Source organism: Acinetobacter sp. YH12120 (genome assembly GCF_013418795.1).
GTDB classification, from domain to species: Bacteria; Pseudomonadota; Gammaproteobacteria; order Pseudomonadales; family Moraxellaceae; genus Acinetobacter; species Acinetobacter towneri.
Window position 1 is genome coordinate 1 of the sequence record NZ_VPBI01000002.1, and the last position, 14,823, is coordinate 14,823.

Annotated in this window: 14 protein-coding genes and 1 rRNA gene; 5 read left to right on the forward strand and 10 right to left on the reverse strand. The window is 42.5% G+C overall.

Annotation, left to right across the window (positions count from 1 at the left end; translation table 11 throughout):
- From FTU58_RS02165 to FTU58_RS02180, 4 genes are all read right to left on the reverse strand, one after another.
- Positions 1 to 333: ribosomal RNA gene (locus FTU58_RS02165) — 16S ribosomal RNA — on the reverse strand; the annotation flags it as partial.
- Positions 334 to 791: 458 nt separating this feature from the next.
- Positions 792 to 1,874 carry a DUF6670 family protein gene (locus FTU58_RS02170; RefSeq protein ID WP_180061976.1) on the reverse strand — a complete coding sequence of 361 codons (1,083 nt, stop codon included), beginning with the start codon at positions 1,872 to 1,874 and terminating at the stop codon, positions 792 to 794.
- 40 nt (positions 1,875 to 1,914) lie between these two features.
- Positions 1,915 to 2,739, reverse strand: coding sequence for a CDP-diacylglycerol--serine O-phosphatidyltransferase (gene pssA / locus FTU58_RS02175; RefSeq protein WP_004976213.1), 825 nt, complete (start codon positions 2,737 to 2,739; stop codon positions 1,915 to 1,917).
- Positions 2,740 to 2,782: 43 nt separating this feature from the next.
- Complete coding sequence (locus FTU58_RS02180) at positions 2,783 to 3,640, reverse strand: 23S rRNA (adenine(2030)-N(6))-methyltransferase RlmJ (RefSeq protein ID WP_026438537.1); 858 nt, start codon at positions 3,638 to 3,640, stop codon at positions 2,783 to 2,785.
- 116 nt (positions 3,641 to 3,756) lie between these two features.
- Between FTU58_RS02180 and FTU58_RS02185 the strand changes: the two genes are divergently transcribed.
- Entirely contained in the window at positions 3,757 to 4,359 is a 603-nt protein-coding gene (locus FTU58_RS02185) for a 2OG-Fe(II) oxygenase (RefSeq protein ID WP_180061977.1), read from the forward strand.
- An 86-nt stretch (positions 4,360 to 4,445) separates the two neighbouring features.
- A complete protein-coding gene (locus tag FTU58_RS02190; RefSeq protein WP_180061978.1) occupies positions 4,446 to 4,973 on the forward strand; it encodes a hypothetical protein in 528 nt (175 codons plus the stop codon).
- A gap of 68 nt (positions 4,974 to 5,041) precedes the next feature.
- Here the strand turns inward: FTU58_RS02190 and FTU58_RS02195 are convergent, their stop codons facing one another.
- From FTU58_RS02195 to FTU58_RS02220, 6 genes are all read right to left on the reverse strand, one after another.
- Positions 5,042 to 5,299, reverse strand: coding sequence for a DUF2789 family protein (locus tag FTU58_RS02195; RefSeq protein WP_026438086.1), 258 nt, complete (start codon positions 5,297 to 5,299; stop codon positions 5,042 to 5,044).
- Positions 5,300 to 5,478: 179 nt separating this feature from the next.
- Positions 5,479 to 5,727, reverse strand: coding sequence for a DUF2789 family protein (locus FTU58_RS02200; RefSeq protein WP_096901745.1), 249 nt, complete (start codon positions 5,725 to 5,727; stop codon positions 5,479 to 5,481).
- Between the two features lie 205 nt (positions 5,728 to 5,932).
- Positions 5,933 to 7,144, reverse strand: coding sequence for a YeeE/YedE family protein (locus FTU58_RS02205; protein WP_131261021.1), 1,212 nt, complete (start codon positions 7,142 to 7,144; stop codon positions 5,933 to 5,935).
- 241 nt (positions 7,145 to 7,385) lie between these two features.
- Positions 7,386 to 8,372: a malate dehydrogenase gene (locus tag FTU58_RS02210; RefSeq protein ID WP_019836931.1), complete on the reverse strand. Its 987-nt coding sequence runs from the start codon at positions 8,370 to 8,372 to the stop codon at positions 7,386 to 7,388.
- A 204-nt stretch (positions 8,373 to 8,576) separates the two neighbouring features.
- On the reverse strand, positions 8,577 to 9,224 hold the full coding sequence (locus FTU58_RS02215) for a ribonuclease I (protein WP_180061979.1): 648 nt from the start codon (positions 9,222 to 9,224) through the stop codon (positions 8,577 to 8,579).
- 71 nt (positions 9,225 to 9,295) lie between these two features.
- Positions 9,296 to 11,182, reverse strand: a complete 1,887-nt coding sequence (locus FTU58_RS02220) for a lytic transglycosylase domain-containing protein (RefSeq protein ID WP_180062019.1) — start codon at positions 11,180 to 11,182, stop codon at positions 9,296 to 9,298.
- A 358-nt stretch (positions 11,183 to 11,540) separates the two neighbouring features.
- On the opposite strand from FTU58_RS02220, the gene miaB reads away from it, so the two are divergent.
- The 3 genes from miaB to ybeY are packed head-to-tail and all read left to right on the forward strand — an operon-like array spanning position 11,541 to position 14,634.
- On the forward strand, positions 11,541 to 12,995 hold the full coding sequence (gene miaB / locus FTU58_RS02225; protein WP_004976194.1) for a tRNA (N6-isopentenyl adenosine(37)-C2)-methylthiotransferase MiaB: 1,455 nt from the start codon (positions 11,541 to 11,543) through the stop codon (positions 12,993 to 12,995).
- Positions 12,996 to 13,034: 39 nt separating this feature from the next.
- On the forward strand, positions 13,035 to 14,108 hold the full coding sequence (locus FTU58_RS02230) for a PhoH family protein (RefSeq protein ID WP_004976193.1): 1,074 nt from the start codon (positions 13,035 to 13,037) through the stop codon (positions 14,106 to 14,108).
- 43 nt (positions 14,109 to 14,151) lie between these two features.
- Positions 14,152 to 14,634, forward strand: a complete 483-nt coding sequence (gene ybeY, locus FTU58_RS02235; protein ID WP_004976192.1) for an rRNA maturation RNase YbeY — start codon at positions 14,152 to 14,154, stop codon at positions 14,632 to 14,634.
- Positions 14,635 to 14,823 lie beyond the last annotated feature (189 nt).

Here is a 14,823-nt window from a genome sequence, read left to right on the forward strand (position 1 = left end):
CTGGGCCGTGTCTCAGTCCCAGTGTGGCGGATCATCCTCTCAGACCCGCTACAGATCGTCGCCTTGGTAGGCCTTTACCCCACCAACTAGCTAATCCGACTTAGGCTCATCTATTAGCGCAAGGTCACAAGTGATCCCCTGCTTTCTCCCGTAGGACGTATGCGGTATTAGCATCCCTTTCGGAATGTTGTCCCCCACTAATAGGCAGATTCCTAAGCATTACTCACCCGTCCGCCGCTAGCTCAGTTACCGAAGCAACCTCGCCCGCTCGACTTGCATGTGTTAAGCCTGCCGCCAGCGTTCAATCTGAGCCATGATCAAACTCTTCAGTTAAAATCATTTTGAAGCTTTAATCTAAACTTCCAAATCTGGCTCATCAATTTTCTGACTTAAATTTCGCTCAAATAAACTTCGAGTAATTTAAACCAATCAATCAATGAAATATTTTCGATCAATCAATCAGTAAAAATCCACACAAGTTGTTCTTCATAATCTCTTAATGATCTTCTCGATGCTTCGTCAGCATCAAGCTAGGTCGGCTATATTACGCTTTATTTCTAAAGTGTCAACTGGTAATTTAAATTATTTTAAACTTTCTTTCTAAAACCCAACTCAATCATTCTTAACCAAGTCATTGTTTTATCAGAAGTTTTAATCTTCATCACCGCCAATGGATGTGCATTATAGGTGAAATATTTCGCCTTGCAACCCCTCTTTTTAAGTTTTATCAGTTTTTTAATCCAAACGGTTATTTATTCAACAAATTACTTTACTTTTCCACAAAATACTGTTTATTTCTTTTTCTTAATCATAAAAGGTTCAGGATTCATAACGGCATCTGGCATTTTTTCTGGCTGATCATGTTCTTGCCATTTCAGTGCGCGGCAGTCGATATATTCACAATAGCCGCCTTCACCTTGTTGTTGATCGCCATTTATAGACAACTGATATTGAAAACTTCCGACATAACCTGCTGCAGCCCCAAATTTAAAATCACCACGACTCTGCGCCTGTAAATGAATTGAGGTGCCATCTTCATCTTGATAACGCCATTCAAACTCACGTGGCAAATACATACACTGACCTGTTGGCGTTTTTACTTTTGGATAAACCCGTTGAATATTAAATTGTACTTGCCCATCAAATACCCGAGTTTGCTCCGTGTTCGCATTTCGCAGATAGATTCGAGATTGCAAAATTCGATTCAACACATCACGACTTTGTAGCAATATCATTTGTTGCTGATGATTCAGATTAATCACTTGATAGCAAAAAAATGCCACAGCGAAATAAGGAAACTGGATTGAGCGGGCAAACTCAAAACTACCCAATTGCTCAATCTGAAAATGCTGATCTTTATAGCGCACACTACCCTGACACTGACACAACAAAGACCAATGTTCTGCCAAATTCATTCGCAATTTAGTGAAATATGAAATTGTAGAGCTTGTGGTGATCTTTAAATCAAAGCTAAGTTCGCTATCTTCACGTTGAATATGAAATTGCGGAAAGTGTCCAGTAATGCGCTCTTTATTGGCAAACTGAAAATACTCTGCAGTAAATACGCAATCATGTTGTATTGAATAATGATTGGACTGCCCCACCATGTGTGGGCTGCTACTACAAAGAATACTGGCTGTGTCTAAAGCTGAGGTTGTAATCACATTTTCAGGGCGCAGCATTGCGGTATTTAGGCTGCCCAATAAACCAATAAAGTTGAGATAATGTAAGGGTGCAGGCAAATGAGGAAGAATTAAGCCCTGATAGATAAATTTATAATGATGTTTTGGGGCGTGATAAGGCAGTTTGGCGGTTGCCGCAGGAGTTTGATTGAGTTGTTTGGAACGATCGAGAAAATCTTGAAACAGCTGCATATCAAACTCCTTGTGAGTTGATGCTTTTATGAAAGCTTAATTAACTCACTGCATTTTTTCTTGCCATAAAAGTGGTCACAAAACCTGAAAGTGCATAAATAATTGAAATCACTAAAATTCCAACAGGAATATTATAAGTCATGGCTGCAAGGATAAATACTGCGATTGGCAATACAAAAAACGGCACACGCTTACGATCAAAGGTTTTAAATGAATAATATTTAATATTGGAAATCATCAACAATCCTACTGCAATAATAATCACAGCATTGAGGATTTGTAGACCAATTTCACGAATATCATACAGTTCAGGAAAATCCCGTCCTACCCAAACCAGCGACACGATAATCAGCGCAGCCAAAGGACTTGCAACACCAATAAAGTAGCGTTTATCGACCACACCAATTTGCACATTAAAACGCGCCAAACGGAATGCGGCACAAGCCGTATAAACAAAGCAAGCCGCCAAGCCGATACGACCTAAATCATGCAAACTCCAGCTATACATCAAAATCGCAGGTGCAACACCAAAGGCGAGCATATCGGATAATGAATCAAACTGTTCGCCAAATGGACTTTGCGCACCAATCGCACGTGCCACACGACCATCTAAACCATCAAACAATGCTGCTAGAAAAATGGCATAAATCGCTTGGCTAAATTCGCCATTCATACTGGCAATAATGGAGTAAAAACCCGACAGCAAGGCTGCCGTGGTAATCAGGTTTGGCCACAGATAGATACCACGACGTTTCACCTTTTGCCCTTCACGGGTATGTTCTTCTTCCACCACTTCAAATGTAATTCCGTCATGCTCAAGATCACGGGAACTATATTCTCCTTCGGGTTTGGATGTGTTTGTCATTATTTTGTGTCCTAACTGTAACCTGAACGTCTATTTAAATTTTTTATTCGCCAACTAACCAACGCACTGCAGCATGTCCACCATGTTCTTGCATACGCAAGTGCGGGAACAACCATTGCAGGGCTTCATCTGCATCTTCAGAGAATTTCCATGGTGGATTAATCACCAATAAACCACAACCGTTTAAGCCCACAGGAGTATCGTCAGGCCACACACAAATTTCACAAATGAGTTGACGGCGAATACCTGTTTTAAACATTTTCTTTTCAAAACGTTCAATCATGGCGCGGTCTTTAATTGGATACCACACCGCAAATACGCCTGTTGGCCATTTTTTATGTGCAGCTGCCAATAATTCAACCAACTGAGGGAAATCTTTACGTTCCAATTCATACGGTGGATCAATCATCACCAAACCGCGTTTTTCTTTTGGTGGAATGACGCCCAATAAACCTTCGTAAGCATCACGCTCATGTAAACCTGCGCGTTTGTCACGAATGTTATGACGCAATTGCTGGAATACATCGCGCTGCATTTCAAAAATAGTTGCTTTGTCGATGTCACGCATACCTTGTAAAGCAAACCATGGCGAACCGGGATATGCACCTTGCCCATCCGTTTCACGCATTGCTTCAACCAGTTTTAAATACTGCTGTACGCCTTCTGGTGCCTGACGTTTGATTGAATCATCTAGTTTCACTAAACGATGAATACCATTTAAAAATTCGCCCGATTTTTGTGCAGGTGCTAAAGATAAGTCATATTTACCCGCACCGCCATGTGTATCGACATAGCGATAAGGTTTATCTTTGGCATTTAAACGTGTCAGAATTTGCAGCAATAAAACATGCTTCATGACATCGGCAAAGTTGCCCGCATGGAAATGGTGACGATAATTCATGTTTGGTTCATTCCTAAAATCAACCGACATTTTAGCATGAAAAAAAGTTTCATTCAGGAGCTTGTATTCCTCTAAAATAATCAGCTTGTCTTGCATTTTGTCTGAGTATCTATTTTATGGACGCCACACTGCTTCCAAAATCTTGGAATATTGATCAAATTCTTGAAGATTTAGATTTGCATGGTTTTGCTATGCTGGATGATGCCTATTCACCTGAATATCAACAACAGGTTCTAGCAGAGTGTAGTCAAAATTTAGATCAATTTCGTGAAGCAGCCATACAAAATGGTGTGATCAGCAAAATTCGCAGTGATCATATTTTATGGATTCACGAAAATTTAAGCATTGCACAACAACATACCCAAACCCTTTTGACTTTGGCCGAACAATTCAATCAGGCATTTTATTTAGGGATTCGTGAGGTCGAAGCGCATTTTGCCAGCTACCAAGCAGGTTCTTTTTATGCCTTGCACCGCGATAACCCACAACAAAAAAATGATCGGGTGATTTCTGCAGTCTATTATTTACATCCTGAGTGGCAGACAGATTGGGGAGGACAACTACGCTTACAAGACAAACATGGAGCATGGCAGATTATAGAACCACGCCCAAATCGGATTGCGATTTTCCAAAGTGATTTATTACATGAGGTTTTGCCTGCGACACAGCAACGTCTTTCCATTACCGCATGGCTACGCAGCGGCAATCAACTTTGGTAAAAACAGACCGCATTTTTCAGACTATTGGCTTTAAAACTGTAAATTTGCCCCGATGTAGAGCAAATATTGCTATCAGGAATTCACCCATGCGCAACTCGACTCAACAGCTTATTCAACGTATTGGGGAAACCGACCAACTTTTTTTACAAGGCAATACGCCTGAATTGGCATTAGAACGTGCCGATTTACGCTTACAATTGGTGAGTTTGAGCGAGTTACGCCAAGAACAGATTTACTTTTTGCAAGAAGCCATTGTGCTGTTAGAACAAGGTCGGGTTGAATTTGAAGAAATGCCAGTGACGTTATATATCAACTTGTCTTTGCATTTGGCCAAAGCCTATATGATGTATTTTGAACTGACCCGTGATGCGAAATACGCCTTAATTACCCAACAAATTTTAAAAGCCATGACTCATTATGCGCATGGGGATATTTTCTTTTTCTTAGCTTATGCGAGCGCCAGTAAAAATGAAAGCGCTCTGTGTCGTCACTGGTTAGGCAAATACAGTAAAACTGCCGAATTTGATTTGGAACTCTTACAAATTCACCCTGCATTTAATGCCTATCAAACTGAAGCCTGGTTTAAACAAATTCTTAAAAGCAGAATGCATTAAAAAAACGCCTCGTCTGATCTGAGGCGTTTTTTATACTGAACATATATTAAGTTAACGATTACTTAGACCTAAACAGCTTGTAAACGATAAGCATCTAAATGTAATTGTTGATTGAGTTCATCAATCCAAATAGCCCAATCATCATCTTGTACCAAATGACTGATTAAAAATTCACGTTGTGATTTATTCCAAAACGGCGCTTCATGTAAATTAATATGTGCAGGTAATTGATGCGTACGTACATACAATTCAATGGCTGCAGGGCTACTGGCTAAACCGAGTTGGCTGAATAACATGGCTAATGATGGAGTATTTTGCATGAGCACCTTGCCCCCTTTTATTAGTTTCGTTGTAATTCCTTATTCAACCAACTTATAACACTTTGTATAAAAAACCCAGTCTTCCGACTGGGTTTGTTGTATCTTTTTGTGAGCACGCAGTTTACTGGCGCTTTTTAGATGAAAAGTATTTGATTTAACTTAAAAACTTTTAACTTAAATACCGATTAAACACTCGGATGTTGATCACTATGTAATTGCTCATTTAAGGTTTCAATCACAATGGCCCAATCATCATCTTTTTTCCAATGGCTTTGCAAAAATTGGCGCTGCCCTTCCGTCCAAAACTCGGCACAGTGTAATTTGGTTTCTGCAGGTAATTGATGCTCACGAATAAATTGATCAATTGCTGCATCGTCAGCATCTAGACCCAATTGTTGAAATAACAGTTCTAAAGTCGGTTGTTGGTCAAACATGGCATCCTCCTTTGATTCGTCTTGTACTTTTAATGACCTTAACCTGCTTCGAGCCGCAATTCAGCAGCAGCCGAGTTGCAGCATGTTATTTTTTGTACGATGCGATATACCTAAAGCATCCCACTCAATATTCTTAACACGATGACAGGCAACAAAAAAGCCAGTCAATGTAAACCGACTGGCTTTCATCTACTTAAATTAAAAGTTAGCAACCTGTTAGTTTTTCAGGCTGTGGCTTTTCATTTGGAAAGAAGATTGGGCGCAATTTCACACCAATGGCATTCCCCATAAATGCAAATACTAGCCATAACCAACCATGCACACTGCCCGAAGCAATTCCGCTAAAGTATGCGCCAATGTTACAACCGTAGGCCAAACGTGCACCATAACCAAGTAATAAGCCACCTATAACAGCCGCAACCAGTGAACGGCGTGGAATATTAAAGTTCGGGGCAAATTTTCCAGCCAAACTTGCAGCAAGCAATGCACCCAACATAATGCCAAAATTCATCATAGAGGTGATGTCATGCCACAATGAATTTGCCAATGCTTTAGCATTGCCTGACTGCTGCCAATAATCCCAAGCGCTTACATCTACACCCGCAAAAACAGCAACTTTTGCAGCCCAAACTGCAAGCGCAGAAGTCACGCCCCACGGACGACCAGCCAATACCAAGGTAGCAAAATTCAGCAGCGTTAAAATAAGCCCACCCCAAATTAACGGCCAAGGACCTTTGAGGAAACGCTTCCAACCATGGTACTGACTTTGCGGCTCGACTTCTAAACTGCCATGACGTTTCTTTTCAAAAAACACGGTTGCGGCAGCAATCACAGCAAAAATAACAAAGCTTAGAATAAGTGCAGGAATCACCCCAAAACTTTCGACAATCGAGATTGGCGCCAAATGCGGCAGATTAAACCACCAATCTAAATGCGAAGTGGCAATCAGTGAACCTAAGCAGAAGAAAAATAGCGTAACCAACATACGCGCACTGCCACCGCCTACCGTGTATAGCGTACCCGATGCACAGCCACCCCCCAACTGCATGCCAATACCAAAAATAAAAGCACCAATCATGACCGACATCGACACAGGATTGACATTGCCCTTGACGGGATTGCCAAACAACTCACCTGCACCTAAAGCAGGAAAGAACAACAACACCGCCAAGCCCAGCATAATCATTTGAGCCCGCAAACCACGACCACGACGTTCTTTAATAAACACACGCCAGCTAGAAGTAAAACCAAAAGAGGCGTGATACAACGTCATCCCCAAAGCACCACCAATTAAAAATAACAGTGCTTGATTTAGACCCACGATTTGATAGGCGCCGATAGTACCGACAACAAGTAAGATAAAAGCCACCCAAACCGAAACATTCGATCTATGGGCACTTGCAACAATAACTGACATGACAGAGAGAAGATTTGAAAAAGGAAACCCGCGTATTCTAAGCAATTTCCCCTACCGTGCAGGTCAATCGACCTATTTTATAGTCGCTTATCCATTCTGATATTTGATAAGCAATATGAGCTTAGCTGATGATAGGCTTTTAATTGCAAAGATAAAATCAAGCGCAAAAAAAATGCCAGTCAACTTTTAGGTTGACTGGCATCACTCCCGAAGGAGTTTTAACTTAATCTAGCAGATTAAATTATTTAATCATGTCAGCAATTGCTGCGCGTTCTTCTTCAAGTTCGTTTAACGTGAAGTTGATACGCTCACGGCTGAACTCGTCGATTTCAAGACCTTGAACGATTTTGTATTCGCCATTTTCGCAAGTTACAGGGAAACCGAACATTACGCCTTCAGGAATACCGTAAGAACCGTCAGAAGGAATACCCATAGTTACCCATTCGCCGTTTGTGCCAAGCGCCCAATCACGCATGTGGTCAATTGCAGCGTTTGCAGCAGATGCAGCAGAAGATAAACCACGTGCTTCGATGATCGCAGCGCCACGCTTACCAACTGTAGGAAGGAATACGTCTTTGTTCCATTCAGCATCGTTGATTTTGTCTTTTAAGCTTTCTCCATTTGCAGTTGCAAAACGGTAGTCAGCATACATTGTTGGAGAGTGGTTACCCCAAACTGTCATTGTTTTGATGTCAGAAACAGCAACGCCAGCTTTTTGAGCAAGTTGAGTTAACGCGCGGTTGTGGTCAAGACGTAACATTGCTGTGAAGTTTTTCGCTGGAAGATCTGGAGCAGATTTCATTGCGATGTAAGCATTCGTGTTCGCTGGGTTACCAACAACTAGAACTTTAACATCACGGCTAGCAACTTCGTTAAGTGCTTGACCTTGACCAATAAAGATTTCACCGTTTACTTTAAGAAGGTCAGCACGCTCCATACCAGGACCACGTGGACGAGAACCAACCAATAACGCGTAGTCAGCATCTTTAAATGCCACTTTAGGATCATCAGTACCGATCATGCCAGCCAATAATGGGAAAGCACAGTCGTCAAGTTCCATCATTACGCCTTTAAGCGCAGCTTGAGCTTTCTCAAAAGGAACTTCTAATAATTGAAGGATAACTGGTTGGTCTTTACCCAACATTTCACCGCTAGCGATACGGAATAATAGGCTGTAACCAATTTGACCAGCAGCGCCAGTAACGGCAACGCGAACAGGTTGCTTCATGTAATTATCTCCAATTGAGAGGATAGTCAATGCGATTAAATAGCTGTTCTATCTAATCTTAATAATCATAAACGCGAAAGATTGTACTCCAATCATTCAGCGGATGCATGCAAAAGCGCATCAAATTCCACAAAAGTCTGATAGAAAATATAAATAAAATATTTCCAAAAGACTCAAAACCACAAATTTAATGCGCTCAAAAACCTAGTAAGAACCTTTAATCACAAACTGACTTGGGCAATTTGACCCAATGTTGGCAGCACATTGCTTATAGCGCCCTGCACTGTTATAGCAAATTTTGATTTCGGTTAAATAACTGCTGCCCTGATGATTCGAGCATTGAAAATGAATGCTTTTGGATGACATACCCGAGTTGGATTTTAAGAACAGACTACGCAACTGACCCAGTTGTACGGTTTGAGTGTCTTGGCTCGTCAATACCGCAGGCACATTAATCCGATCTGCATTGTTAATGATCATTCGGAAATACTGACTAGCATTCATAGGCACACACCCACCTATACCCTGCCAAAGCTGTACTCGCGCAGCATCATCGGGCATGACTCGCGCCACTACCTTCGCTTGTAGCGGCGGTAACTTTGCCGATGAATGGGTGCTACATTCACGCGTGGCTACTTCGGGATATAAACCCTCAATATTCAGTGAGTAACCTTCTAAACATTTACGCTTTTTGCTTTTGGTAGAATCAATCAAACATACGGCTGGAGTCATTTGAACCGACATCACATAGCCTTGCACAGGAGCTGAAAATGCGTTTTGTGTACACATGACCCAAGCTGCACCACCCAAACTGAGCAATGCAAAATGAATTGGCTGCAAAATGGTACCCATCCTCATTTTCAATGATTCTGCCCCCTTAACAGTGATTCGATGACAAATAGCATGCTTGAGTATTCCACGAGCTATGGTGTATTGCGTGATGGAATACTTTGCATACGACTACTCATAGATTGACCACCTTGACCTAACATCAATCCATAATGTGTAGCGTTGGTCATGACATGTTTCACATAGTCACGTGTTTCCAACAAAGGAATGCTTTCAGTATATTGGTCTGCCGCAATTTGCTGAAACTCGGGCTGCCAACGGCGTGCACGGTTCGGGCCTGCGTTATAACCCGCTGTAGCGAGTACTGGACTATTGCTTAATTGTCTGTGAATGGTCGACAAATAAAATGTGCCATAACGAATATTGGTATTCATATCACTTAACGCGGCAGGATTATAAGTTTCACCCATTTGTCGTGCAACCAGACGCGCTGTATCGGGCATGATTTGCATGAGCCCACCTGCGCCGACATGCGAACGCGCAGTGGTATTAAAACGGCTTTCCTGACGCATCAGTCCATAAGCCCAAGCAGGATCGATACCTGCATTTTGACTGTGGCTCACCACATAATTACGATGTGGCATAGCATAACGGTAACTATAGTTGTGCTTATTCACAGTACGATCTGCTGCATAAATGGCACGATCATACCAACCCATATCGGTCGCACGCTTAGCCGCTGCTAAAATCAAACCATCATCCTGTCTTAAATACGCCTGACGTACCGCCCAGTTCCATTCACGGTTGATATAATTGGCAGGTGCATTAATTTCACGCAAGGCAAAGGCACGGTTAAAGTGAATATCCTGATTTAAACGCTGTAAATCATTGGTTGTCGGCTGGCTATTTACTGGAATGGCATTGTAACGCTGCCCAAGACGATCTTTTGCTAATAAGTTGTGATAATCATCGCCCTGTGCCAACTGTTTATAAATATTTTGCGCGCTGCGTTTCGATGCTGCATCACCACGTTGTTCTGAGGCACGTGCCAACCAATATTGCCAACGATCTTCCTGTTTTTGAGTCACACTCATGCTGTCTACAGCACGAATCACACTTTCCCATGCGCCAAAACGAATCGCCTGACGGGCATAAATTTCTGCTTCTTCGGGACTAAAAGGTAAGCCATAACTGGCGTCTAAGGCACTTAACACTTCACGCTTAAAATTGTTTTTCATGACTGTAGTGCCGCCAATATATCCCACAGCACGATACAAGGCTTTTTGTACCGATTCTGGCGCACCTTCTGCACTGCGTTTTAGTGAAGAAAGTGCCGAGTCTAAATCGCTATCGGCTAAACGTCCGATCGCATAAATAAGATAGGCATGGTCTTCGTTGCTTGCTTTAGGCGCAGACCACAAATAATTCAGTGGATTGGCTTGAATGCTGTTCAATTGTGCCAAACTGATATTCATACCTAAACTTTGCGCAGTCGCTAAAGCGAGCCCTGACTGCCCTGCACGCAATTGTGCCCATAAGCGTTGCTGTTTATCTTGCTGAGTCATAATTGGACTAGAGAGCATCATTCGACCTAGACCTGTACAAGATTCAGGTTGTGAGTTCGTGGTCAACCAAACATCTTTAAATTCCGCGACCACCAAAGGATCACCCGAACGGGTACGAACTTGTGCCATGGCACAGCTTTCGGCCTGATCAGCATTACTCACATAGGCAAGCACAGGTTGTGCACTGCTAAAATCGGCCTGTTTCACTTTTTCTTCGATGTAATCGGCTGCGAGTTTTTCTGCCATCGCTGATTGTGGATGGCGCTGTGCAAACTGAACAATTGCACTGGCAGGTTGCATGCCCAAATTGGTGTTCAATGCCCAGTATTCAGGATAGTAGCCCAAAACATCATTTTGCATGGCATATTGATACTGCTGCAATAAATCGACATCACCTGAATTGGCTGCACGCAGTGCATCATTAAACTGTTCATTTGCGGCATGCGTACCCGTCATCACGGCAAGCGAAACCAGACTTAGCACAAGCTTTTTCGTTAATTTATTATTTTGTTTCATCATTTGCAGCATTCGCTTGCCTTCAGTCATTTACTTCTGCCTCGAGATCCGCATCCAATCATTCAGCTTAGTTTAATTAGTCTAGAACCCAAGTTGTGTTCTGTTATGTAACCTTATGATTAGACACTATTAATCTTGAAATCAATCTTCCAACAATTTTGCTTCACATTTCAAGTATGTGATGCACGGATTAAAGGCTGTCAGTTTATCTTGAATTCCTGCTAAAATACGCCCCTCTGTTTTATCTATTCCGTTTATTTTTATAAACGAACTCGTGAATTATCTCTTAGGAGCCTACATGACGGTTCAAACCTTCATCCCGAATGGTGCCCAAGCTGCCTCAGAAAACACTGTTACCCAGCCACAGCACACCCCAGCCGACGGTTCAGTTAAAAAACTGTATATCGAAACGCAAGGGTGTCAGATGAATGAGTATGACAGTCACCGTATGGCAGACCTTTTGGGCGACTCGCACGGCTATGTGCTGACCAGCAACCCTGCCGATGCCGATATTTTGCTCATGAACACCTGTTCAATTCGTGAAAAAGCCCAAGAAAAAGTATTTTCTGAATTAGGACGTTGGCGCAAGCTTAAAGAAAAAAATCCTGATTTGGTCATTGGTGTAGGCGGTTGCGTGGCTTCTCAAGAAGGCGACAACATTCAAAAACGCGCACCGTATGTGGATATGATTTTTGGCCCACAAACCTTGCACCGTTTGCCACAAATGCTTGATCAGCACCACGATCAAGTTGAAAAACCAAAGAAAGAAAAAATCAAACTGGTGGATATTTCTTTCCCAGACATCGAAAAATTCGACTTTTTACCTGAACCGCGTGTTGAAGGGTTTAAAGCTTTTGTGTCGATTATGGAAGGCTGTTCAAAATACTGTTCTTTCTGCGTAGTGCCTTACACGCGCGGTGAAGAAGTTTCACGTCCTTTAGATGATGTCTTAGCTGAAATTGCGACTTTGGCCGAAAAAGGCGTGCGTGAAATTAGCTTGCTCGGTCAAAACGTAAATGGCTATCGCGGTGAAACTTTTGACGGTAAAATTTGTACTTTTGCCGATTTACTGCGTTTGGTTGCCGAAGTACCTGGCATTGGACGAATTCGCTACACCACATCACACCCGCTTGAATTTAATGATGATTTGATTCAATGCTACCGTGATTTACCGCAAATGGTGTCGCATTTACACTTGCCTGTGCAAAGTGGTTCGAATGATGTGCTACAAGCCATGAAACGTAACCACACCATTGATGTGTATATCGACAAGATTGCCAAGTTACGTAAAGTACGCCCAGACATGCACTTATCTAGCGACTTTATTATTGGCTTCCCGGGTGAAACCGATCAAAACTTTGAAGAAACTTATCAGTTTATTCAAGATATGGATTTTGACCATTCTTATAGTTTCATCTACTCAAAACGTCCGGGAACACCTGCATCGGAACTCGAAGACACCACCCCTGAAGATGTTAAAAAAGAGCGTTTGGCCAAAGTTCAGCAATGGATCAAACAATCGAGTATTGATAAGACCGATGCCATGCTTGGGACGGTACAACGTGTCCTAATTGAAAATGTTTCCGACAAAGACCCGAACATTTTAGTGGGTACGGCCGACAATACACGTTTAGTAACATTTATTGGTGACCCTGCTTGGGTCGGACGCTTTGCGGAGATTGAGATTACCGAGATTAAAACTTTGAATTTAGTTTACGGTGAACTCTTGAATCTTGAGCCTGACGTGGCGTAATGTAGGAGCTAAAGTCCAATAACAGATTAAGGAATTCTCTTGACTGCAGCGATTCGACGTACAGTAACTTTTCCTGGCATTTCAATGGAACGTCTAAAAAGCATGCTCGGTGCTTATAACGGACATTTGAAACAAATCGAACAACGCCTAGACGTCCAAATTTCTCATCGTGGTGACGCCTTTTTTATAGATGGGGAAATTGATGCAGTTGAACGAGCCGAAACGCTCTTGCAACGCCTGCATGAAGAAGCGGAAAGCTCTGCACAAATTAGTGCAGACACGCTCCACATGATGATTCAGGGCAGTCAGACTGACCGTGAATTACAATCGGATGATGGGCAAGAGCATACTGGATTGGATGCTGTTTGGTTGCAAACCCGCAAAGGGCGCATTAATCCACGCGGTGCCAACCAAAAGCGTTATGTGCAACGTATTTTGCAAAGTGATATTTCATTTGGTATTGGCCCTGCAGGTACGGGTAAAACCTATTTGGCTGTTGCCGCTGCCGTAGATATGTTGGAACGCAATGAAATCCAGCGGATTCTATTGGTGCGCCCTGCGGTTGAAGCGGGTGAAAAACTGGGCTTCTTACCGGGTGATTTAACCCAGAAAATTGACCCGTATTTGCGTCCCCTTTATGATGCCCTGTATGAAATGCTCGGCTTTGAAAAAGTTGCTAAGCTGATTGAACGTCAAGTGATTGAAGTTGCACCACTGGCGTATATGCGTGGTCGTACCCTCAACCACTCTTTTGTGATTTTGGATGAAGCCCAGAACACCACGCCTGAACAGATGAAGATGTTCCTGACCCGTTTAGGGTTTGGTTCACGTGCAGTGATTACCGGTGATGTGACTCAGGTGGATTTACCACGTGGTCAGCAGTCTGGTCTGGCACATGCCTTACGTGTGATTGATAAAATCCCTGAAATTCATATTACTCGTTTCCATTCTCGTGATGTCGTGCGTCACCAGCTGGTTCAGAAAATTGTTGAAGCCTATGAAGGCTGGGACAGTGAGCAACAGCGTTTAAGTGCCGAAGCGCGTGCAGAACGTAAAGCGCGCCAGGAAGCATTAATTGCGGAAAATGATGCCGCAGCAGATGCACAGCACTAATCGCTGTGCGCTCTGCAACCTACTGAAGTATTAAGGATTCATTTTGAAATTAAGTCTCAGCCTGCAACAGGATATTCAAGCGCCTGAGCTGGTGTTAAAACGTGCCTATCTGAAAAAAGTAGTCGAAACCACTTTAAGACATATAGACACCCAAAGTGATTGTGAAATTGGAATTGCCTGTGTCGATCATGCCGAAAGTCACAAGCTCAATCTGGAATATCGCAAAAAAGACAAATCTACCAACGTCTTGTCTTTCCCAAGCGATTTACCCGATGAAATGGCACAAGTTTTGCCGAGCTTCCCTATTGGGGATTTGGTAATTTGTATTCCTGTGGTTTTACAGGAAGCTGCAGAACAAGCCAAAACACCATTAGCGCATTTCACTCACATGCTAGTACATGGCACGCTGCACCTTATGGGCTATGATCATGAAACCTCAGATGAGGATGCCGAAGAAATGGAAGCTTTAGAAGTTGAGATTCTTGCCAAGTTGGGTTTGGATAATCCATACATGGAAAGAGATTGAATTTTAAGTTTTAGAAAATCATAAAAATAGCGGGCTAAGGCTCGCTTTTTTGTTTAAAACTACTCCCTCCCAATGGGAGGGAGAACATTCATTAGAGTCCCATGATTGCTAAATACCAGAAGAACATTGCTGCGTAAAGCAGAGAGTAGATTCTTGTTACTTGTCCACAAAGTCCTCTCTCCCTTTGGG

Excerpts from the sequence above, each read along its gene's own strand:
- FTU58_RS02215 (WP_180061979.1), bottom strand. The coding sequence starts at position 9,224 with ATGGGTACCATTTTGCAGCCAATTCATTTTGCATTGCTCAGTTTGGGT.
- FTU58_RS02200 (WP_096901745.1), bottom strand. The coding sequence starts at position 5,727 with ATGTTTGACCAACAACCGACTTTAGAACTGTTATTTCAACAATTGGGT.
- FTU58_RS02180 (WP_026438537.1), bottom strand. The coding sequence starts at position 3,640 with ATGAATTATCGTCACCATTTCCATGCGGGCAACTTTGCCGATGTCATG.
- FTU58_RS02210 (WP_019836931.1), bottom strand. The coding sequence starts at position 8,372 with ATGAAGCAACCTGTTCGCGTTGCCGTTACTGGCGCTGCTGGTCAAATT.
- pssA (WP_004976213.1), bottom strand. The coding sequence starts at position 2,739 with ATGACAAACACATCCAAACCCGAAGGAGAATATAGTTCCCGTGATCTT.
- FTU58_RS02220 (WP_180062019.1), bottom strand. The coding sequence starts at position 11,182 with ATGACGGGTACGCATGCCGCAAATGAACAGTTTAATGATGCACTGCGT.
- miaB (WP_004976194.1), top strand. The coding sequence starts at position 11,541 with ATGACGGTTCAAACCTTCATCCCGAATGGTGCCCAAGCTGCCTCAGAA.
- FTU58_RS02185 (WP_180061977.1), top strand. The coding sequence starts at position 3,757 with ATGGACGCCACACTGCTTCCAAAATCTTGGAATATTGATCAAATTCTT.
- FTU58_RS02205 (WP_131261021.1), bottom strand. The coding sequence starts at position 7,144 with ATGTCAGTTATTGTTGCAAGTGCCCATAGATCGAATGTTTCGGTTTGG.
- FTU58_RS02170 (WP_180061976.1), bottom strand. The coding sequence starts at position 1,874 with ATGCAGCTGTTTCAAGATTTTCTCGATCGTTCCAAACAACTCAATCAA.
- FTU58_RS02190 (WP_180061978.1), top strand. The coding sequence starts at position 4,446 with ATGCGCAACTCGACTCAACAGCTTATTCAACGTATTGGGGAAACCGAC.